Here is a 21,035-nt window from a genome sequence, read left to right as displayed (position 1 = left end):
GCCGATGCTGCTGACCATCACGATGACCGGGCCCGACGCTGCCGGGCTCGGGTTCCTGTTGCACAAGCATCCGGACCGGGTCCAGAAGTTCTCGCTGCCCGTGGGTGAGGCGACGGTGTTCTACCCTGAGTCGATGGCGGAGCGCGTGACGGCGGCGCTGCTGCTGGAGATCGACCCGATCTCGATGGTGCGGCGCCGGCTGAAGACCCGCGAGGGGCTCTCCCTGACCGACTACGTCACGGACCGGCCGTATGCGGCGTCGTCGATGCTCGCCGTCGCGCTCGGCCGGGTGTTCACGACCGCACTCAACGGCAGGTGCGACTCCCGTCCCGAGCTCGCCGCGACCCAGTTGCCGCTCGTGCTCCGGGTTCCCGCCGTGCCCGCGCGGGGCGGCGATGCGCTGGTCCGCGCGCTCTTCGAGCCGCTCGGCTGGGAGGCCCAGACGAGCACTGCGCCCTTCGGTCCGAACGGCGAGTGGGGCGACGCGCCCTACGTCGACCTCACCCTCACCGGCACCGTGCGCCTCGCCGACGCGCTCTCGCAGCTCTACGTCCTGCTCCCCGTGCTCGACAACGCGAAGCACTACTGGGCGAGCTCCGACGAGGTCGACAAGCTGGTGCGGCGCGGCGAGGGCTGGCTCGCTGAGCATCCGCAGCGGGAGCTGATCGTGCGCCGCTACCTCCGTGCGCGGCGCTCCTTCATCGAGGACGCTACGGCGCGCCTGAACGCCCTCGACGACGTGGTCGAGCCGGAGGAAGCCGACGACGACCGGACAGACGACGATCCCACGGCCGCCGAGCAGCGGACCCCGCTTCGGGTGCATCGCTTGGAGGCCGTGATGGCCGCGGTGCGCGAGGTAGGGGCACGGCGCGTCGTCGATCTCGGCTGCGGCGAGGGCTACTACCTGAGGGCGCTGATCGAGGAGCCGTCGGTGACCGAGATCGTCGGCATCGACGTCTCGCCGCGCGTCCTCGAGTACGCCGAGCGGAAGCTCAACCTGGATCGGCGCCCGGACAAGCAGCGGGACAAGCTCACACTGCGGCAGTCATCGGTGACCTACCGCGACGACGCGATCGAGCGCTTCGACGCCGTCCTGCTGATCGAGGTGATCGAACACCTGGAACCGGACCGGATCGCGTCGCTGGAGAGCAGCGTCTTCGGTGCGGCACGGCCGAAGCACGTCATCCTCACGACGCCCAACCGCGAGTGCAACAGCATCTACGAGCTGGCCGACGGCCAGTGGCGGCACCCTGACCACCGGTTCGAGTGGACGAGGGTCGAGCTGGAGGCCTGGGCGACCCGCGTGGCGGACGAGCACGGCTACCGAGTCGCGTTCCGCACGGTCGGCGACGTCGACCCTGAGTTGGGCGCGCCCACGCAACTCGCCCTGTTCACCGACGCCCGCACGCAGGAGCCTGCCCATGACTGAGCTGCACATCCCCGGCCTCAGCCTCGTCGTGCTGATCGGCGCGTCGGGCTCCGGCAAGACCACCTTCGCGCGCCGCGCCTTCGCCCCCTTCGAGGTGATCAGCTCCGACTACTGCCGCGCACTGGTCAGCGGCGACGAGAACGACCAGTCCGCCAGCGGCGACGCGTTCGACGTCCTCCACTACATCGCGGGCAAGCGCCTCGACCGCGGGCTGCTCACCGTCGTCGACGCCACGAACGTGTCCCGGGAGTCACGTGCCGCGCTGGTGCAGGTGGCCCGCGACCACGACGTGCTCCCGGTGGCCATCGTGCTCGACGTTCCGCTGGAAGTCGCGCTCGAGCGCAATGCGACGCGCCCGGATCGTGACTTCGGGCCTGGACCGGTCAAGCGGCAAGCGACGATGCTGCGCAAATCGCTGCGCGGGCTGGGCCGGGAGGGCTTCCGCAGCGTGCACGTGCTGAGGTCGGTCGACGAGGTCGACGCGGCCACCGTGGTGCGCGACCGCCTCCTCAACGACTACTCGGATCAGCACGGTCCGTTCGACATCGTCGGCGACGTCCACGGCTGCCTTGACGAGTTGCTCGCCTTGTTCGGCGTCCTCGGCTACGAGATCCGCCGCGACGACCAGGGCCGCGCCGTCGACGCCGAACATCCGGCGGGGCGAAGGGTCGTCTTCGTGGGCGACCTCGTCGACCGCGGGCCGTCGTCGGTCGGCGTGCTGCGCCTCGCGATGGGCATGACCGCGGCTGGTCACGCGCTCGCGGTGCCGGGCAACCACGAGGCCAAGCTCGTCCGGGCGCTCGACGGCCGCAAGGTCCAGGCCACCCACGGCCTGGAGACGACGCTGGCGGAGCTGGCCGAGGAGCCGCAGGAGTTCCGCGACGAGGTGCGCGAGTGGTGCCGCGGGCTCGTCTCGCACCTCGTCCTCGACGACCGACGTCTCGTCGTGGCGCACGCCGGGCTGAAGGAGGCCTACCATGGCCGCGCCTCCGGCCGGGTGCGCTCGTTCGCGCTGTACGGCGACACCACAGGCGAGACCGACGAGTACGGCCTCCCCGTGCGCTACCCGTGGGCCGAGGAGTACCGGGGTCGCGCGATGGTCGTCTACGGCCACACCCCGACCCCAACCCTCGAGTGGATCAACAACACGCTGTGCCTCGACACCGGATGCGTGTTCGGCGGGAGCCTCTCGGCCCTGCGCTATCCCGAGCGTGAGACCGTGCAGGTGCCCGCGACGGAGGTGCACTACGAGCCGGCAAAGCCGTTTCTGACGTCGGCCCCGCAGCGCGGAGAGGACGAGCTGCGGCTGACCGACGTCGTCGGGCGGCGCTCCGTCGAGACCGAGACCATGGGACGCGTCACCATCACAGCGGAGAACGCGGCGGGTGCGTTGGAGGTGATGAGCCGGTTCGCACTGCATCCGCGCCTGGTTCCGTATCTCCCGCCGACGATGTCGCCGGTCGCCACCTCGACCCGCGGCGGTTACCTCGAACACCCCGACGAGGCGTTCGCCCAGTACGCGGAATGGGGCATCGGCCAGGTGCTCTGCGAGGAGAAGCACATGGGCTCGCGCGCCGTCGTCTACCTCACGCCCGACGGCGGCTCGGTGTACACGCGCACCGGCCGCGCATTCTTCGACGCCAATCTCACGACGCACCTGCTGGACCGCGTCCGCGCCGCCGTGCGCGAGTCGGGCATCGACAGGGAGCTGGACACGGACTGGCTGCTTCTCGACGCCGAACTGCTTCCCTGGTCGGTGAAGTCGCAGGGGCTGCTGCGCGAGCAGTACGCGCCCGTCGGATCGTCGGCCCTGCTGGCGCTGCCACCCGCGGTGGAGGCACTCGCCACCGCCCAGGCGCGCGGCGTCGATGTCGAGGCCCTCCTCCGTCGGACCGAGTCGCGGCTGGCCAATGCCCGCGCCTACGACGCCGCCTGGCAGCGTTATGTCTGGCCGACCAACGGGCTCGACGGCGTGCAGCTCGCCGTCTTCCAGGTCCTTGCAGGCAAGGTTTCGAGCTACGCGGACCGCGACCATCTGTGGCACCTCGACCTCGCGGACCGGCTCGTAGCGGCCGATCCCGGCCTCTTCCGTCACACGCGGCGACGGGTGGTCGACACCCGCGATGCCGCGAGCCGGGCGGACGGCATCGCCTGGTGGGAGGAGCTCACCGCCGACGGGGGAGAGGGCATGGTGGTCAAACCACTGGCCAACCTCGTGCGGACGTCGAAGGGCAAGGCCCCGCAGCCCGGGTTGAAGGTCCGCGGCCGCGAGTACCTGCGGATCATCTACGGTCCCGACTACACCGAACCCGAGAACCTCGAGCGGCTGCGGCAACGCAACCTCGGCCGCAAGCGGTCGCTCGCGCTGCGCGAGTACGCGCTGGGGCTCGAGGCCGTGCAGCGGCTCGTCGCCGGTGAGCCGCTGTGGCGGATTCACGAAGCGGTCTTCGGAGTGCTCGCGCTCGAGTCCGAGCCGGTCGACCCCAGGCTCTGAGCGCCGATGTCCCTCAATCCCCGCGTTTCGGGGTCGCCGACAGCGCCGCCGCACTAGGCTCGCTGGGGTGGAGTACGCAGGGGCCATCGCCGTCGGGCAGCTGCTCGTAGCGACCGAACCCGGACGGGGCGGCTTCTTCGACCGCACCGTCATCCTGCTCATCTCCCACAACGAGAGCGGCACCATCGGGCTGTGCCTGAACCTGCCGCCCGATGAGGAGGCGGCGCCCGGATCGCCGCTAGCCCAGGTCAGGGAGCACTTCGGCGGCCTGCTCAGCCCGCCGGGCGAGGTGATGACCGGTGGTCCCGTCAATCCTGAGGTGGTCGTGCTCCTGGGCGAACCCGTCTCCGCGGAGCAACCGCCGCCGGGTTGGGAACGCGTGCTGGGCGACGTCGGAGTCGTCGACGTCAACTTCCCTCGGGAGCTGCTGGCGACGTCGTTTGCGCAGCTGCGCGTGTTCTCCGGCCTTTCCGGCTGGGCGCCCGGCCAACTGGAGGGTGAACTCCTGCGCGGGTCCTGGTTCCGCACGAAAGCCACCGCCACCGACGTCTTCGGCGCCCCGGAAGGACTGTGGCGGCGCGTGCTCCGAAGAATGGGCGGCGCCACCGGCCGGTGGTCGACCTGGACCGAGGAACCGAGGCTCAATTGAGTGCGACAACCAACCCCACGCGGTCATCTGACCGGCTCGGTACCATGGCAGGCAACGACGCGGGAGTCCGCGGCAGTTACCTAGGTAGGGGGATCCAGTGAACGAGGCGAAAGGCAGGGCGCGCATCCTCGTCGTCGACGACGACGCCGCGTTGGCCGAGATGCTCCAGATCGTATTGCGGCAGGAGGGGTTCGATACGGCGCACTGCGCCGCGGGCGACGCGGCGCTGCATGAGTTCCGCGCGTCGCGCCCCGATCTCGTGCTCCTCGATCTGATGCTGCCCGGCCGCGACGGCGTTCAGGTCTGCCGTGACATTCGCACCGAGTCCGGCGTGCCCATCATCATGCTCACGGCGCGCTCTGACACCTCCGATGTCGTCGCAGGCCTCGAGGCAGGCGCGGACGACTACGTGCCGAAGCCGTTCAAGGCCAAGGAGCTGATCGCCCGCATCCGCACGCGACTGCGCCGCAACTCCGGCGACGGCGGCGCGGACCGGCTGCCCATCGGCGACCTTTCGATCTCCGTCTCCTCTCACCAGGTCAAGCGCGGCGACCATCTGCTGAGCCTGACCCCCCTCGAGTTCGACCTTCTCCTCGCGCTCGCCAAACGGCCGACCCATGTGTTCACCCGCGAGGCGCTCCTCGACGAGGTTTGGGGCTACCGCAACGCTGCCGACACGCGACTGGTCAACGTGCACGTGCAGCGCCTGCGGGCCAAGGTGGAGCGCGATCCCGAGAAGCCGGAGATCGTGATCACGGTCAGGGGCATCGGGTACCGGGCCGGTGAACCGGTCGCGTAGGCGTCGCCATGGATTCCGGCGGCTGTGGTGGAGTTCGCTGCCGCTGCGGGTGCTCATCTCGACGCTGACGCTTTCCGTGGTTCTCTTGTTCCTGGCGGGTGTCGTCCTGCTGCAGCAGGCGACGGTGGGCGTCGTCGATGCGAAGCGGGAGTCGTCGCTGAACGAGGCCGCGAGCGTTTACGCATTCATGCAGGAACAGCTGCGCACGCCCGACGCGCGCGGCACCTCTGCCCATGAGGCGTTGAACCGCCTCGCCGACCTCGCTGACGCCCAGGCCGCGCAGTACCGCGTCGTCATTCAGGGACCGGCGTCGAGCCTTGTGTCGTCGGGCATCCAGGCGGAGTCGGTGCCTGACGCGTTGCGTCAGCAGGTGGAGTTGACCGGCGGCATGTACGTGACGCCGACAGAGGTGCGGTTCACTGACCCTGCCGCGGAGCCCGAGCCGGGGTGGGCGATCGGCGCCTCCCTGATCGGGCCGACGGGGGAGCGGTTCCCGGTCTACTACATCTTCCCGATGACCACGGAGCTGCGCACGCTGCAGTCGCTGCGCGATGCCATCCTCGGTACCGGCGGCGTGCTGGTGCTGGCGCTGACCCTCGTCGCCTATCTCGTCACGGCACAGGTCGTGCGGCCCGTGCGCCGGGCGAGCATGACGGCCTTGAAGCTCGCGTCCGGGCAGCTCGACGAGCGGATGCAGGTGCTCGGCACCGACGACCTCGCCTCGCTCGCCCGCTCCATGAACCGCATGGCGGCTCAGCTCCAGCAGCGCATCCGCGAGCTGGAGACGCTGTCGACGTTGCAGCAGCGGTTCGTCAGCGACGTCTCGCACGAGCTCCGCACGCCGATGACGACCATCAAGATGGCGGCCGACGTGCTCTACGACGCGCGCGGCGAGATGGGCCCGAGCGAAAGCCGGTCGGCTGAGCTCATGAGCACAGAGATCGACCGGTTCAACACCATGCTCGCTGACCTCCTCGAGATCTCCCGCTTCGACGCGGGGGCAGCCGTGCTCGCGCTCGACGAGAGCGACGTCGCGTCCCTGGTCGAAGCTGAGGTCGCCGCGAACACCGGCATGGCGCAGAAGCTGGGCGTTGAGGTGACCGTCGAGTGCCTGACCGACGACACGACGGCGTCGGTCGACTCCCGACGGATCCGCCGACTGGTCCGCAACCTCATCACCAACGCGCTCGAGCACGCGGAGGGCAAGCCCGTTCACGTCACGGTCGCGGCCGACGACGTCGCGGTGGCCGTCACGGTCCGCGACCATGGGATCGGCTTCGCGGCGGAGGATGCCGCTCGGGTGTTCGACCGGTTCTGGCGCGCGGATCCCAGCCGCACCCGGATCGTCGGCGGCACCGGCCTCGGGCTGGCGATCTCGATGGAGGATGCGCGCCTGCATCGCGGCTGGCTGACGGCGTGGGGCCGCCCGGGCCGTGGTGCCCAGTTCCGGCTGACACTGCCGCGCGAGCCGGGGCACGAGTTGACCGGCTCGCCTCTGCCGGTCATCCCCGTCGATGACATCCCTGCGGCGAAGGGAGGCCGCTCATGAAGCGACTGATCGGCATCATCATGGGCCTGGTGGTCGTCCTGGCGTCGGGGTGCAGCAACATCCCCACGACCGGCCCCGTCGAGGAGGTTCCCTACTCGCCGCAGCCGCGCGGGATCGACATCGCGCCCGAGCCGCCGGCGGAGGGTGTCACGCCGATCCGCCTGGTGGAGGGCTTCCTCCAAGCCATGGCGGATCCCGCCGAGGACTACGCCGTCGCGCGGCAATACCTCACGACGGACGCGGCCTCGCAGTGGGACCCCGAGACGGCCCAGGTCGTGCTGACGACCGTGACCACGGAGGCGGAAGGCGGGGTCCGGGTCGAAGGAGACCTTCTCGGCGAGCTGGACGATGCGGGTCGGCTGACGTCCGCGTACCGCCCGTTCACCTACGAGTTCGGGCTCGTACGTGAGGACGGCGAGTGGCGGATAGGCACCGCGCCGGAGGGGCTTCTCCTTTCGCGCTACATCTTCGAGCGGTACTACTCCCATGTGCCGCTGTACTTCATGAGCCGTGCGGGAACCCACGTCGTGCCGGACCTCCGGCACGTTCCCGAGGCGCTGCTCACACCCACGTGGGTGGTCGACGCGCTGCTCGATGGCTCGTCGCCGCAGCTGGTGCGCACGGTGTCGAATGCCTTCCCCTCGAACGTCACCCTCGGCCCGGATATGGCGAAGATCGACAGTCAGGGTGTTGTCACCGTCGACCTGCTCGGCCTCGACACCGCGATGACCGGCGATGCCCGCAGAGCGCTCGGGGCTCAGCTGATCTGGTCCCTCACCTCCATCCCGAGGGTCACTGGCCTGGTGATCACGCAAGGAGGCGTCGGCTTCGCGCTGCCGGGATCCAACGCGGCCGGGGTGCTGGAACTCGCGGGCCAGCTCGGCTATCAGGTGCTCTCGCGGGGAGCGACGCCGAATCTGTACGGCATCCGTGAGGGGGTGCCCGGGCGAGTGAGCGAGGAGGCCCAGTTCGTACCGTTGACGCCGCAGGCCGACGGGAGCGCGGATGTCGCAGTCTCCCTGGACGGCGTCTCCGTCGCCTATGTCGACGAGAGCAGGACGGGCCTGAGCCTCGGTCAGCTCGGCGGGCAGGTCTCTCCAGTGAAAGCCGAGTTCACGAACCTCCGTGCGCCGCAGTTCGCGCTCGGCGCCCTCTGGCTGCTGGGCGACGGCACTGACGGCGTGACGCGGCTGCTGACCCTCGACCGTTCGGAGCACGTGGTCGCCGTCGGGACCACCTTGCCGGAGGGCGCGGTCGTCGAGGCCTTCGCGGTGTCCCCAACGAGGGCCCGCCTCGCGCTCGTCGTGCGCTCCGGGCAGGTGCGGACGCTGAGCCTGACCGCGGTCCTGCCGAGCGGGACCGAGACCGACGGGTCGTGGCCGCTGCACATGGTGAGCCCGCGCGGCTCGGAGATCACCGACGTCACCGCGGTCTCCTGGCAATCGGAGACGGCGCTCGCCTTCATCGGGTCGAGCGCCTCTGGGCGATCGGTTTTCCTGGCCCAGTCAGACGGATCGCTCGTCGAGGACCTCGGTCCGGTGGTCGGCGACGTCGCGGAGATCACCGCGATGGCCCGCCTCGGCGGGGGCTCAGTCGCGATCCGGAATGAGGCGGGAATGGTGTGGCGGTTCGAGGCGCGGACGCGCTGGAACCGCATCATAGAGGACATCAGCGCGATCAGCTTCGGTGCTTGACCCGAGCGTGGCCTGTGGATATCCGGTGAGCGGGTCCTCGTTCTTGCCATAACGAGGGTATGAGGGCTCTCTTCGATGCCGCCGCCGATCTCCTCCTCGGCTCGGCTTGCCCAGGCTGCGACCACCCGGGCTGGGGCGTGTGCGCCACCTGCCAATGGGCGCTGCGCGGGCCGCCGCTCGAGGTGGCCCATGGCTCGCCTCGGATCGTGGCAGCATGCGACTACCGACCGCTCCTGGCCCGCATCATCCCGCGGTTCAAGGACGACGGCGCCCTGCATCTCGACCGGTTCCTCGGCGGTTTGCTCGCCCGTGCTATCGGCGAGCTCGCGCCGCCATCGTCGACGGCGCTGGTTCCCGTTCCGTCGCTCCGCGGCGCCGTGCGGAGGCGCGGCTTCGACCATGCAGGCAGGATCTGCGCCGCCGCGGCGGCGCGCACCAGCCTCCCGCGGCGCGCCTTGCTGTCGCGCGCCGCGCGCGGCGCAGACCAGCGCGGGCTGGGCCGCGAGGACCGTGCGGCCAACCTCGCAGGATCGATGGTGGCGGCCCTGCACACAGGGCCGGTGGCGCTCGTCGACGACGTGTACACCACCGGGGCGACGGTCGCCGAGGCGCTCAGGGCGCTGCGCGAGGCGGAGGTCGAGGTCGTAGGAGTGGCGGTGATCGCGCGCGCAGACAAACCCCTGACCAGTTGGTGAAAGACACTGACATGGCCTTTCTCAGGGGAGTAGCGTTAGTGCATGGAGACGCCGCAGGTCCGAGATTTCTCGGGTCACCTGCGGCGTTGCACCATTCACTCGCGGGACTTCCCCACGGGTGGGAGCTGGGCCATGTGGTCCCACGACAGACGGAGGAACTGATGGACATCGTCGTCACCGGTCGGCACTGCACGATCAACCCTGAACTCAAAGAGCTCGTTCACGAGAGGATCGCCACCGTCGAGCGATTGCGTGACCGGGTGATCCGGGCAGAGGTTGACTTCACCGCAGATGACGCGACGAAGGATCCCTCCCACGCGATCAATGTGCAGCTGACGCTGCGCAGCCGCGGCCCCGTCGTCCGGGCGGAGGCCCGGGCGAGCGACAAGACGGCCGCTTTCGAGATGGCGCTCGATCGCTTGAAGGCGCAGCTGCGCAAGGCGGCCGACCGCCGCAAGACGCACCGCGGCCTGCGAACCGGGCCTGCGCAGGACGCGGCGGCCCTCGTCGCCGCCGTCGAGGTCGAGGATGACGCCCCGCAGACCGTCGAGGTCGCGGGACTGGTCGTCACCGGGGACGGCCCGCTGGTGGTGCGGGTCAAGGAGTTCGACACCGAGCCGCTGACGCTTGCCCAGGCGCTCGACGAGATGGAGCTCGTCGGCCACGACTTCTTCCTCTACCAGGACAAGGAGACCGGCCGTCCGTCGGTCGTGTACCGCCGCAAGGCCTACAACTACGGCGTGATCCACCTCAACGTGTCCTGACCGCCTGAGCGCAGAACGCCCACCCAGCCACCGGCTGGGTGGGCGTTCTGCGCGTGTTGGCCGCGCGCGTTAGGATGGCGGGCGGCATAGCCGCAGCCTCTTCGGGCTCGGCCCTTGATCAAGCAAGAAGGACAACACTCGTGGGATTCATGGAATTTCTGAGCGGCCTCGGCTCCGGAGCCCAGCTCCGCAAGCTGCAGAAGGTGGCCGATCAGGTCAACTCCATCGAGGAGGACTTCAAGGCGATGTCGGATGCCGAGCTACGCGCGGAGACCGACCGGTTCCGGGCCCGCATCGCCGACGGCGAGTCGCTCGACCGACTGATGCCGGAGGCGTTCGCCACGGTGCGCGAGGCGTCGGTTCGGGTGCTGCACAAGCGCCACTTCGACGTACAGATCATGGGCGGTGCCGCGCTGCACTGGTGCAACATCGCCGAGATGAAGACCGGTGAGGGCAAGACCCTTGTGGGTACGCTGCCCAGCTACCTGAACGCGCTGAGCGGTAACGGCGTACACGTCGTCACCACTAATGACTACCTCGCCAAGTACCAGTCGGAGCAGATGGGCCGTATCCACCACTTCCTGGGTCTGGAGGTCGGCGCCATCCTCTCGGAGATGACTCCCGAGGAGCGCCGCGCGGCCTACGCCGCCGACATCACCTACGGCACCAACAACGAGTTCGGCTTTGATTACCTGCGCGACAACATGGCACTCCGCAATGCGGACATGGTTCAGCGCGGACACCACTACGCGATCGTCGACGAGGTCGACTCGATCCTCGTCGACGAGGCCCGCACCCCGCTGATCATCTCCGGCCCCGCGGAAGACAACCACGAGTGGTACCCGGTATTCGCCCGCCTGGCGCGCACCCTGACCCGCGACGTCGACTACGAGGTCGACGAGAAGAAGAAGACCATCGCCGTTCTCGCGCCTGGTATCGAGAAGGTCGAGGACCGCCTCGGCATCGAGAACCTCTACGAGTCGGCCAATACCCCGCTGATCTCCTACCTGAACAACTCCATCAAGGCCAAGGAGCTGTTCAAGCGCGACAAGGACTACGTCATCGCTGGCGACGGCGAGGTCCTGATCGTCGACGAGCACACCGGCCGCACGCTGCATGGCCGCCGCTACAACGAGGGTCTCCACCAGGCGCTCGAGGCGAAGGAGGGCGTGCAGATCAAGGACGAGTACCAGACGCTCGCGACGATTACGCTGCAGAACTACTTCCGCATGTACGACAAGCTGGCCGGCATGACGGGCACCGCGAAGACGGAGGAGTCCGAGTTCCAGAAGATCTACGGCCTCGGCGTCATCCCGATCCCGACCAACCGGCCCATGATCCGCGCCGACCGTCCCGACCTCATCTACCGCACGCAGGAGGCCAAGTACGAGGCCATCGTGGCCGACGTCGTCGAGCGTCACGCGAAGGGCCAGCCGATCCTCATGGGCACGGCGTCGGTGGAGAAGTCGGAGCTGCTCAGCGGGCTGCTGAAGCGCGCCGGCGTGCCGCACCAGGTGCTGAACGCCAAGCACCACGAGCGCGAGGCCGCGATCGTCGCCGAGGCGGGCCGCAAGGGCGCGGTCACCGTGTCGACGAACATGGCCGGCCGTGGCACCGACATCATGCTCGGTGGCAACCCCGAGTTCCTGGCAGACCTCCAGCTCCGCAAGCAGGGGCTGGACCCCGTCGAGACCCCCGACGAGTACGAGGCCGCCTGGGCCGACGCTCTCGCCGCGCTCGAGGACCAGGTGGCCGCGGAGCACGACGAGGTGGTGGAGGCCGGTGGCCTCTACGTGGTCGGCTCCGAGCGCCACGAGTCCCGGCGCATCGACAATCAGCTGCGCGGCCGGTCCGGCCGCCAGGGAGACCCGGGCGAGTCCCGCTTCTACTTGTCGCTCAGTGACGATCTGATGCGCCTGTTCCGGCCCGAGCTGCTTGAGCGCGCGCTGCTGATGATGAAGGTGCCTGACGACGTGCCGATCGACATGAAGTCGGTCTCGAAGTCGATCGAGGGCGCGCAGAAGCAGGTCGAGGCGCAGAACTTCGAGATGCGCAAGAACGTCCTGAAGTACGACGACGTCATGAACCGCCAGCGGCACGCCATCTATGGCGACCGCCGCCGCGTCCTCGACGGCGTCGACGTCTCGGAGCAGCTGCGCGGCACCTGCTCCCGTGTCGTGGCCGACGTCGTGCGCACCCACACATCCGGAATCCCGGAGGAGTGGGACATCGAGACGATGCTCACCGAGCTGAAGACGCTGTACCCCGTCACCATCAAGGTCGACGACGTGGCCGAGGAGTTGCCCGAGCAGCACGAGCTGATCGAGCTCGTGCAGGAGGATGCCCTTGCCGCGTACGACGCGCGCGAGGAGCAGCTGGGCACCGAGACCATGCGCGAGTTGGAGCGTCAGGTGCTGCTGACCGTGCTGGACCGGAAGTGGCGCGAGCACCTCTACGAGATGGACTACCTCCGCGAGGGCATCGGCCTGCGTGCCATGGCGCAGCGCGATCCGCTGGTCGAGTACCAGCGTGAGGGCGGCGACATGTTCAACGCCATGATGGAGGCCTTCATGGAGGAGGTCGTGGGCTTCCTCTTCAACCTGGAGGTCACCGTCCGCAAGCCGGTCGAGGAGCCGGGGGTCGCGTTGGTGACCAACGACGAGGGCGACGCGGTCACGGTCGGCGACCTGACCGCCTCGCTTCAGACCGAAGAACCGCGCACGCCCGAGAAGGTCGACGAGCACGCGCCGCTGGCGAAGGGCCTGGAGCGCAAGGCGGACAAGAACCTGACCTACTCCGCGCCGGACGAAAGCGGCGAGGCCACCAAGTCTGGAGCGAAGCAGGCGACGGCGACCGCGAAGGTGGGCCGCAACGCGCCCTGCCCCTGCGGCTCCGGCAAGAAGTACAAGCTCTGCCACGGCCGCGCCGCCTGATTCCTACGCCGCCCGGAGCGCGGGGAGAGCCAGGGGCGCCAGCACGGAGACCTCCGTGCAGCACCATGGCCCTTGTCCGAGCCGGTCGAGGCGGAACACGCAGGTGACCCAGCGGGAGGCCGTCATCAGCCGGAGGCTGGCTTCGACGGCCGCTGACGTCGGCATCTGGGTCCGCAGCCCTGCGGCTTTGGTATGCCGGAAGGATCCGGAATCGGCGTAGTCGACAAGCGTGAGGAATGCCCGCTTGTTCAGGTGCGGACGCAACTGGTGCAGCGGGCGTCGCCCTGCCATGGCTTCGACGAGGGCGGTGATGAGGACCACGACGGGAGCGGGTGCCGGCTCGGGAGGCCGTGGCGACTCGTACGACGGCGAAGGGACAGGCGGCGGGAACAACGACGGTGCGAACATGCAGGCCAGCCTGCTGATCCGACCTGGTTGGCGCCAGACCTCACGAGCTCCGGACAACACCTACCCGGACTCGGACAACACCCTGTGAGTTCCCTGTGAGGCGGCGTCAGCCGCCGAACATCAGGACCAAGCCGCCGACGGTGAAGGCCACCATCACCGAGAGGAGCGGGAGATGCACCGTCGCGCCGACGGGGGCGGTGCGCAGCGCGATGTCGTGCGTCACGAGGACGCCGAGCGCGTGTCCGGCAACGATGAGGACGACCTGCGCGACCGCGATGACAGTCGGAAACGCGAGGAGGCTGGTGTCAGGGGCGGCCTCAATGAGGCCGAAGAGGTTCGACCCCTTGCCGAGCGGGTCGCTGAACCGGAAGAGGGTGCGCTGGCCCTCGAGGTAGAGCATCGTCCCGTAGTGCGCGAGCGCGTAGCCGACCACCAACGGCACAAGACCGGGCGCGAGCTCGTCCATCGACAGTCCCCGGTAGGCGAGCGTGCCCAGCCGGAACAGGCCGAAGACCAGCGCCATGCAGCCGAGCAGCGCCGCGGTCGCCAGCGCCGTCGTGCCGTCCTGCAGTCCCTGGGTGCCGCGTACCCACCAGGTGGTGTTCGAGAGCGCGTCGAAGAGGGTCCCGCCTAGGAGAACCGACGACATGGCCGCCAACCCGCGCGGCGCGCGCCAGGCCGCGAGATTGCGCAGCGGGTTGGTCCACATCAGCAGTCCTCGGGCCGATCGTGCCCACGGCGACAACCGCGCGACGGTGGTGGCGAAGGCCTCGAACGGGTCCGCCCGCGCGATCCAGGTCGGTGTGACGAGCGCGCCGACCACGACCCAGAGCACCCACGCCGCCGCATACCAGCGCAGCACCGGGACGGTCGCGCCGCCGGGCTGCACCAGCTCGAGGAACAGGAACACGGCCAGCGCCCCGGCCGCGGGCAACAGTGATCCCGTCGGCTCGTCGTGCGAAGGGACACTGGCGCCACGGAACCACAACAGCGTCCGCAGCGGGTTGGTACGACGGTGCACCTGGCCGAACAGCAGCGCCGCGGGCACGAGGCCCACCCACAGCCAGACGTAGACGAACCCGATGGACGGGTTGTCGATGCGATCCACGCCGAACGAGAGCGCGGCAGCCGCAAGGCCCCAGACGAGCAGCCCGACGGCGCGGAGCGACCCGCTGAACCAGCGCGCGTCGACGAGACGGGTGAGCCGCGGGAGTTCGGTTCCCTGCTCTTCGCGGTAGCGCGGCGAGCGCCACGCGAACAGCGCGACCCAGAACGTGATCACCAGCACGGCCGCGCCCGCGGCGACGACCAACCCGAAAGGTAGGGGGAGGTCGTGCCGGGAGGCGATCCCGTGCAGGAGGGTCACGACACGACCAGGTTGAGCCACACGGCTTCTGTGATGTGCGATTCCAGCTCGTAGCTGCCAGACATGTTCGCGGTGAAGGTCAGGTCTGTTGGCACGCCGGCGGGAACGTCCAGCTCGACCTCGTAGCCGTGGAGGTGCGCCTCGTCGTCCTTGGGCGTCGTGATGACGATCGTCACCTCCGCGCCCAGCGGGATCTTCACCTCCGCCGGCGGCGCCGGGGGATCGGTCACGACCAGCTGGATGGTCTGCGGCGCAGGGGGAGCGGAAGACCCGCAGGCGGCCAGCGATACCGCGAGGACAAGGAACAGGAGCGAAGTCACGATCTTCATGGCGGCTTCGAGCCTACCGTGTGGCATAGGCTGGGTCCGTGAAGCGTCAACTGGTGTTCCTGCCCATCGCCGCGTCCGAGATGGACGTGCTGAGCGGCGAGATCGCCGTCGCCGACCGTGTGGCCTACACGGTTACGCCGCGCCTGCTCGAGGAGCTGGGATACGGCGAGAACGACTCGGAGGACGCCGAGTACGCGGCCTTGGTGCTGGCATCGGTGGCGGCCCTGACCACGCACGGTGAGCGGCTCGTCGTCGTCGCGGAGGTCGACCCGGCCCTCGTCCGGGCCGGAGACGACCCCGACAACGGGCAGATCGTCCTGACGAGCTGTCCGGCCTCGGCGATCACCGCATGGTTCGCCGACGAACCGGGTACCGACGTGGCGGACGCCGCAGCCCTCTCGAAGGGGCTGACCATCGACGAGGCCTGGGACCTGCCCCAGGTGCAGGCCCTGCTGCACGAGCACGACCTGCTGTGGAACGACGTCGTCGAGTATCGCAGGGGATAGGAGCAAACCATGCCAAGGGCCATTTGGAAAGGGGCCGTCTCCTTCGGCCTCGTTTCCATCCCCATCCGGCTCTTCGCCGCAACCGAGGAGAAGGACGTGGCGTTCCGTCAGGTGCACTCCACTGACGGGGGACGCGTCCGCTACCAGCGCGTGTGCGAAAAGTGCGGCGAGGTCGTGGCCTATGCCGACATCGCGAAGGGCTACGAGGCCGCCGACGGCCGCATGGCGGTCCTCACGGACGAGGACTTCGCACAGCTTCCGCTCAGCACGCTGAAGGCGGTCGACGTCGTGCAGTTCGTGAACGAGGACGAGGTGGACCCGACCTTCCTCGACCGCTCCTACTTCCTCGAGGCGGAGGCTGCCGGCCAGAAGCCGTATGTGCTGCTCCGGGAGGCGCTGTCGGCGGAGGGCAAGGTGGCCATCGTGAAGGTGGCGCTCCGCAGCCGGGAGGCGCTCGCGATGGTGCGGCCCAAGGGCGACCTGCTGATCATGCACACGATGCGCTGGCCCGACGAGTTGCGCGACGGCGAGTTCGCGGCCCCCAACGCGGACATCGCGATCACGGACGCGGAGATGGCGATGGCGAAGCTCCTGATCGACCAGCTCGTCGGGACCTTCGACCCGGATGCCTACACCGACAGCTACCGCGAGGCGTTGATGGAGGTCGTGAACGCGAAGCTCGCGGGGGTCGAGATGCCCGAGAGCGCCGACACCTCGGCCCCCGTGGGCGATGTCGTCGACCTCATGGCGGCCCTCAAGGCTTCGGTCGAGGCGGCCCGCAAGCGCCGCGAGGAGGCGCAGCAGGCAAAGGCCGGCTAGCGGGACAGCCAGTCTGCAGCGCGGCGCTCGAGGCCGTCGAACGCGTCGCGGATGAACGGCTCGAGCTGCGACTCGACCTTCTTTCCCACCAACGGGATGCGCACCGTCAGCGTGCCCGTGTAGTGCGCCCGCGTGCCGTCGGCGACCGGTGATAGCAGCGCGTTGGCCTGCACCTCCACCGGCATGCCGGGGACGTCGACGTCGACGGTGCCACGGATGGAGCCGTCGGGGCCGGGCGCCTGGAAGCGGAAGGTCTGGGTGAGCTGAACGGTCTGGCCGACGAACTTCGTCAGGTGGGAGGGAACCGGAAGCTTCATGCCGAGCACGGTGGCGTCGTTGCCCAACTCGACCGAGTGGGAGACGGCGCCGGCATGGGTGGCGACATCGGTGAGGAAGGCCTCAGTGCGGAGGAGGTCGACGACGCGGGTGGGCTCGGCGGCGTAGGTGTGGGTGTAGGCAAGCTGCATGCGGTGAAGAGTAGTCGCCCCAGGCCCGCGTGCAAGGGAGGTTCCTTCTAGGATGTGGCCATGAAGATCGACCTTCACACCCATTCCAGCGTCTCGGACGGCACGGACACCCCCACGGGTCTGGTGATGAAGGCGATGCAGGCCGGGCTCGATGTCATCGCGCTCACGGACCATGACACGTTCGACGGTGTCGCGGAGGCCCAGGAGGCGGGCAAGCGGATCGGCGTGCGGGTCGTCGCGGGGATCGAGATGTCGACCGAGCACGGCGGCCGCTCGGTGCATCTTCTCGGCTATGGCTGTGACCCCTTCGACCGCACGCTCCTCGACGAACTCACCCGCATCCGGGTCGACCGCAGCGCGCGCATCCCGGAGATGGTGCAGCGGTTGACCGCGCTGGGACTGGAACTGACCATCGAGGACGTGCAAGCCGCGGCAAAGGGGGCACCCGCTGTCGGGCGTCCACACGTCGCCGACGCGCTCGTGGCGCGCGGCCACATCGAGCATCGCGACGAGGCCTTCGCCCGCTGGATCGCCGACGACGGTCCGGCCTACGTGAGGCGCTACGCGTGTCCGTTGGAGCGCGCGATCGACCTCGTCCACGGCGCCGGCGGCGTGGCAGTCATCGCGCACCCGTGGGCCCGCGGCGGGCGCGACGTGCTGTCCGCGCCCTACATCGAGAGGCTCGTCCACGAGAACGGCCTGGAGGGCATCGAGGTCGACCACCCGGACCACGACGACGACACGCGCTCGCTGCTGTTCGAGATGGGTGCTCGCCTGGGCTTGGTGCGGACCGGCTCAAGTGACTACCACGGGTTGGGGAAGCGAAACCACCCGTTGGGCGCGAACCTGACCCGCCCGTCGGCGTTCCGCGACCTGATGTCGCGGATCAAGCGCCGCGGCGGTGTCGCCTGACCGCGCAGGTTTGGATCGCAACCCTTGAGGTCAGGTTTGCTCGTTCTCGCGCGGTGCCGCGCTTCCTAGGCTCCTTGTGGGTGGCGGGCGATGATGCGCCGCCGGAAACGAGGAGAGGTCAATGACGAACCGAATCAAGGTGCTGAAGGTCGCGGCCGTGGCCGCTGCCGCGGCGGTTGCGCTCGCCGGATGCGGCGGGGGAGGCGGCGGCGCGTCGACCTCCGACGGCAAGAAGGTGATGAACGCCATGTTCATCGGCGGAACCGCGGACAAGGCGCTCATCGACGTAGTCCGCGAGGTCACCGACGAGTTCAACGAGAAGAACGAGTTCAACGTCGAGATGCGGATCGAGACGTACGAGAACGAGCAATACAAGACGAAGCTCGCGTCGTTGATGGCGTCCAACTCGCAGCCCGACGTGTTCTTCACCTGGAGCTCCGGCTATCTGCGGCCGTTCGTGGCGGGCAAGAAGGTCCTCGACCTCACGCCCTTCCTTGAGGCCGACGCCGAGTGGAAGGGCCGGTTCAATGACGGCGTCTTCGGGCCCGTGACCTTCGACGACAAGATCTATGCCGTCCCGCACGGCGCGGCGGTAGCGGTCATGTACTACAACACCAAGATCTTCGCCGACCAGGGCCTCGAGGCACCGACGACGTACGCAGAGTTCGTCGACGTCGTCACGAAGCTCAAGGCCGCGGGCATCACTCCGCTGTCGGCGCCGGTGAAGGACGCGTGGATCGCCGGACAGTTGCTGCAGCAGATCGGAAATGCCGACGCCGGCATCGCGCTCTTCGACGAGACGGTCGCCTTGACCGCGAAGTGGAACGACCCGCGGTACGTCGCGGCGGGCGAGAAGCTGAAGGACCTCCAGGGACTCGGCGCCTTCCCTGACGGCTACCTCGGGATGACCAACGACGAAGGCCGCGACCTGTTCACCTCCGGCAAGGCCGCCATGTACTACATGGGCTCCTGGGACATGTCCGCGCTCACGGGCGACGGGGTCGCGATCAAGGACGACATCGACGTGTTCAATATCCCGCCGGCCAACCCGGGCGAGAACGTGGCCGTCGGCGACGTCGACCTGGCGTACGCCGTCGGCGCCAACACCAAGAACGCGGACGCCGCGGCGGCCTACATCAAGCTGTTCTCCGACACGACGGCGCAGGAGGGCTTCGCGTACGACGCGAGCTACCTGATCTCCACGAACACGGAGTTGGACGAGGCGAAGCTCAACCCGCTGTTCATCAAGATCAACGCGCTGCAGCAGGACCTCACCGCCGTGACTCCGTGGTTCGACCGGGTCTTCGGTGCCGGCGAGGGCGTCGAGTTCAACAACGCCGCGCAGGCGATCATCGCGGGCCAGGATCCCGCCTCGCGGCTCGACGAGCTGCAGACCTTCGCCGAGGCCAACGCCGAGCGCTGAGCACTCGGAGCCGGGGAGCCGCTGAGCCGGCTCCCCGGTCTCCTCGCGCCCGTCTTTCAGAGGAGCACCTCGTGCAACAACTGCTGCGCCGCAAGCGCTACATCGTCTTCTTCGTCGGCCCCGCCCTGCTGATGTTCCTGGCCTTCGGGCTCGTCCCGATCGGCTACAACGTCGTCCTGAGCTTCTACCGCACCGACCTCATGTCGCCCGGCACCTTCATCGGCTTCGACAACTACAGGAATCTGCTGAACGACTCCATCTTCCTGCGCAGCGTCGGCAACAACCTGATCCTCGTCGTGGGCTCGCTGCTCGCGCACCTGCCGCTCGCGCTCCTCCTGGGCAACATCCTTTTCCACAAGGTGAGGGGCGGGCACTTCTTCCAGTCCGTCTATTTCCTGCCGTCGGTGGTCTGTGGCGTCGCCGTCGGCCTGACGTGGACGTTCATCTACAACTCCGAGTTCGGGATGGTCAACAAAGTCCTCGAGCTGCTGAACCTCGCGCACTTCCAACGGGCGTGGTTGTCGGAGGAGAGCACCGTGATGCTGGCGATCATGGTGGTGGTGATGTGGCAGTTCGTCGGCTATCACCTCGTGATTCAGCTGGCCGCCATGCGCGCCATTCCCGGGGAGCTGTTCGAGTCCGCGACCATGGATGGGGCGTCGTCCTGGAACCAGTTCTGGAGGATCACCTTCCCGTTGATCCGGCCGATGCTGAAGGTCGACGCCATCCTGATCGTCACCGGTTCGCTGAAGTACTTCGACCTCGTCTTCGCGATGACGCGGGGCGGGCCCAACCACGCCTCCGAGGTCATGTCGACGTACATGTTCACCACCGCGTTCCGGACCCTGAAGTTCGGCTACGCCTCGGCCATCGCCAACGCGCTGCTTCTGCTGTGCGTGCTCGCGATCGTCGCAAGCAACTACCTGTTCAAGTCCGAGAAGATCGAGTACTGAGGGCCGACCCATGACAGCCAAGTTCTCCCGTGCCTGGGCCCCGCCCGTCTACCTGCTGCTGATCTTCTTCGGCATCGTCTTCCTGTATCCGATCCTCTGGCTGGTCATCAACTCCTTCAAGACCCAGGAGGAGCTGTTCGCTTCCCCGTGGGGCCTCCCGATGCACGCGACGCTCGACAACTACTATCGCGCGTTTGTCGAGGGCAACATCGGCCGCTACTTCGTCAACTCCGTCATCGTGACCGGCGCGGTCGTCATCGCCGCGACCCTGCTGTCCGGCATGGCGGCCTTCGGGATCACGCGTCTGAAGTGGAAGCTCGCCAAGCCTGTCTTCGCGCTCTTCCTGCTGGGCATGACCATTCCGATGCATGCCGCGGTGGTGCCGCTGTTCGCGATCTTCAACCAACTTCAACTGATCAACACCTACTGGTCGGTGATCATCCCGCACGTCGTGTTCGCCATGCCGATCGCGATCCTGATCCTCGTCGGCTTCTTCCAGGCGATTCCCTCGTCGATCGAGGAGGCAGCGGTGATAGACGGCTGCTCGGTCCCGATGGTGTTCTTCCGAATCATCGTGCCGATGTCCGTGCCCTCGCTGGTCACCGTCGCGGTCATCACGTTCATCACGGCGTGGAACGACCTGCTCTTCCCGCAGATCTTCCTCGCCGATCCCGACATGATGACGCTGCCGGTGGGATTGACGTCGTTCCAGAGCAGGTACAGCACTGACTACGTCGGCATGATCGCCGCCGTCGTCATCACGATTCTGCCTACTGTTGTCATCTACTCGCTTCTGCATCGCAAGATCATCAGCGGCATGACGGCCGGAGCGGTGAAGGGATAGCC

The 21,035-nt window shown here is 68.3% G+C and carries 19 protein-coding genes; 15 read left to right on the top strand and 4 right to left on the bottom strand.

Translation table 11 applies throughout. The features are described from left to right. The first annotated feature begins 4 nt into the window (after positions 1-4). From IPJ61_RS04790 to secA, 9 genes are all read left to right on the top strand, one after another. Positions 5-1,429: a 3' terminal RNA ribose 2'-O-methyltransferase Hen1 gene (locus IPJ61_RS04790; RefSeq protein ID WP_297103703.1), complete on the top strand. Its 1,425-nt coding sequence runs from the start codon at positions 5-7 to the stop codon at positions 1,427-1,429. Further along, positions 1,422-3,923, top strand: coding sequence for a polynucleotide kinase-phosphatase (locus tag IPJ61_RS04785; RefSeq protein ID WP_297103701.1), 2,502 nt, complete (start codon positions 1,422-1,424; stop codon positions 3,921-3,923). The genes IPJ61_RS04790 and IPJ61_RS04785 overlap by 8 nt, the downstream gene beginning before the upstream one ends. Before the next feature lie 67 nt (positions 3,924-3,990). Next, positions 3,991-4,572, top strand: coding sequence for a YqgE/AlgH family protein (locus IPJ61_RS04780; protein WP_297103699.1), 582 nt, complete (start codon positions 3,991-3,993; stop codon positions 4,570-4,572). 97 nt (positions 4,573-4,669) lie between these two features. After that, positions 4,670-5,371: an MtrAB system response regulator MtrA gene (gene mtrA, locus IPJ61_RS04775; RefSeq protein ID WP_297103697.1), complete on the top strand. Its 702-nt coding sequence runs from the start codon at positions 4,670-4,672 to the stop codon at positions 5,369-5,371. Positions 5,372-5,435: 64 nt separating this feature from the next. Beyond that, a complete protein-coding gene (gene mtrB, locus IPJ61_RS04770; protein ID WP_459251262.1) occupies positions 5,436-6,920 on the top strand; it encodes an MtrAB system histidine kinase MtrB in 1,485 nt (494 codons plus the stop codon). Further along, positions 6,917-8,614 (top strand): GerMN domain-containing protein, encoded by a 1,698-nt coding sequence (locus IPJ61_RS04765; protein WP_297103695.1) that lies wholly within the window; start codon positions 6,917-6,919, stop codon positions 8,612-8,614. Before mtrB ends, IPJ61_RS04765 begins: the two co-directional genes overlap by 4 nt. 59 nt (positions 8,615-8,673) lie before the next feature. Further along, on the top strand, positions 8,674-9,309 hold the full coding sequence (locus tag IPJ61_RS04760) for a ComF family protein (protein ID WP_297103692.1): 636 nt from the start codon (positions 8,674-8,676) through the stop codon (positions 9,307-9,309). Between the two features lie 161 nt (positions 9,310-9,470). After that, positions 9,471-10,073, top strand: coding sequence for a ribosome hibernation-promoting factor, HPF/YfiA family (gene hpf, locus IPJ61_RS04755; protein ID WP_297103690.1), 603 nt, complete (start codon positions 9,471-9,473; stop codon positions 10,071-10,073). 140 nt (positions 10,074-10,213) lie between these two features. Continuing rightward, complete coding sequence (gene secA / locus IPJ61_RS04750; protein WP_459251249.1) at positions 10,214-13,006, top strand: preprotein translocase subunit SecA; 2,793 nt, start codon at positions 10,214-10,216, stop codon at positions 13,004-13,006. Positions 13,007-13,009: 3 nt separating this feature from the next. Here the strand turns inward: secA and IPJ61_RS04745 are convergent, their stop codons facing one another. The 3 genes from IPJ61_RS04745 to IPJ61_RS04735 form a co-directional block, all read right to left on the bottom strand. Next, on the bottom strand, positions 13,010-13,414 hold the full coding sequence (locus tag IPJ61_RS04745; protein ID WP_297103686.1) for an Rv3235 family protein: 405 nt from the start codon (positions 13,412-13,414) through the stop codon (positions 13,010-13,012). A 106-nt stretch (positions 13,415-13,520) separates the two neighbouring features. Beyond that, positions 13,521-14,780 carry a hypothetical protein gene (locus tag IPJ61_RS04740; protein ID WP_297103684.1) on the bottom strand — a complete coding sequence of 420 codons (1,260 nt, stop codon included), beginning with the start codon at positions 14,778-14,780 and terminating at the stop codon, positions 13,521-13,523. After that, positions 14,777-15,109, bottom strand: a complete 333-nt coding sequence (locus IPJ61_RS04735; RefSeq protein WP_297103682.1) for a cupredoxin domain-containing protein — start codon at positions 15,107-15,109, stop codon at positions 14,777-14,779. The genes IPJ61_RS04740 and IPJ61_RS04735 overlap by 4 nt, the downstream gene beginning before the upstream one ends. 38 nt (positions 15,110-15,147) lie before the next feature. On the opposite strand from IPJ61_RS04735, the gene IPJ61_RS04730 reads away from it, so the two are divergent. Both IPJ61_RS04730 and ku read left to right on the top strand, forming a co-directional pair. After that, positions 15,148-15,615, top strand: coding sequence for a DUF6912 family protein (locus tag IPJ61_RS04730; protein WP_297103679.1), 468 nt, complete (start codon positions 15,148-15,150; stop codon positions 15,613-15,615). Positions 15,616-15,624: 9 nt separating this feature from the next. After that, entirely contained in the window at positions 15,625-16,434 is an 810-nt protein-coding gene (ku, locus tag IPJ61_RS04725; RefSeq protein ID WP_297103677.1) for a non-homologous end joining protein Ku, read from the top strand. Here ku and IPJ61_RS04720 read toward each other — a convergent pair. Next, complete coding sequence (locus IPJ61_RS04720) at positions 16,431-16,901, bottom strand: DUF2505 domain-containing protein (protein ID WP_297103674.1); 471 nt, start codon at positions 16,899-16,901, stop codon at positions 16,431-16,433. The genes ku and IPJ61_RS04720 overlap by 4 nt on opposite strands. A 60-nt stretch (positions 16,902-16,961) precedes the next feature. On the opposite strand from IPJ61_RS04720, the gene IPJ61_RS04715 reads away from it, so the two are divergent. The 4 genes from IPJ61_RS04715 (at position 16,962) to IPJ61_RS04700 (ending at position 21,033) form a co-directional block, all read left to right on the top strand. Further along, positions 16,962-17,813, top strand: coding sequence for a PHP domain-containing protein (locus IPJ61_RS04715; RefSeq protein ID WP_297103673.1), 852 nt, complete (start codon positions 16,962-16,964; stop codon positions 17,811-17,813). Between the two features lie 121 nt (positions 17,814-17,934). Beyond that, positions 17,935-19,236: an extracellular solute-binding protein gene (locus tag IPJ61_RS04710; RefSeq protein ID WP_297103671.1), complete on the top strand. Its 1,302-nt coding sequence runs from the start codon at positions 17,935-17,937 to the stop codon at positions 19,234-19,236. Positions 19,237-19,307: 71 nt separating this feature from the next. After that, positions 19,308-20,189, top strand: coding sequence for a carbohydrate ABC transporter permease (locus tag IPJ61_RS04705; protein WP_297103669.1), 882 nt, complete (start codon positions 19,308-19,310; stop codon positions 20,187-20,189). 10 nt (positions 20,190-20,199) lie between these two features. Then, positions 20,200-21,033: a carbohydrate ABC transporter permease gene (locus tag IPJ61_RS04700; RefSeq protein WP_297103667.1), complete on the top strand. Its 834-nt coding sequence runs from the start codon at positions 20,200-20,202 to the stop codon at positions 21,031-21,033. The last annotated feature ends 2 nt before the right edge of the window (positions 21,034-21,035 follow it).

This window comes from Tessaracoccus sp., from assembly GCF_016714275.1.
Taxonomy (GTDB): domain Bacteria; phylum Actinomycetota; class Actinomycetes; order Propionibacteriales; family Propionibacteriaceae; genus Arachnia.
Note: the sequence above shows the minus strand (reverse complement) of the source record. Positions and strands in the feature narration are given on the sequence as shown.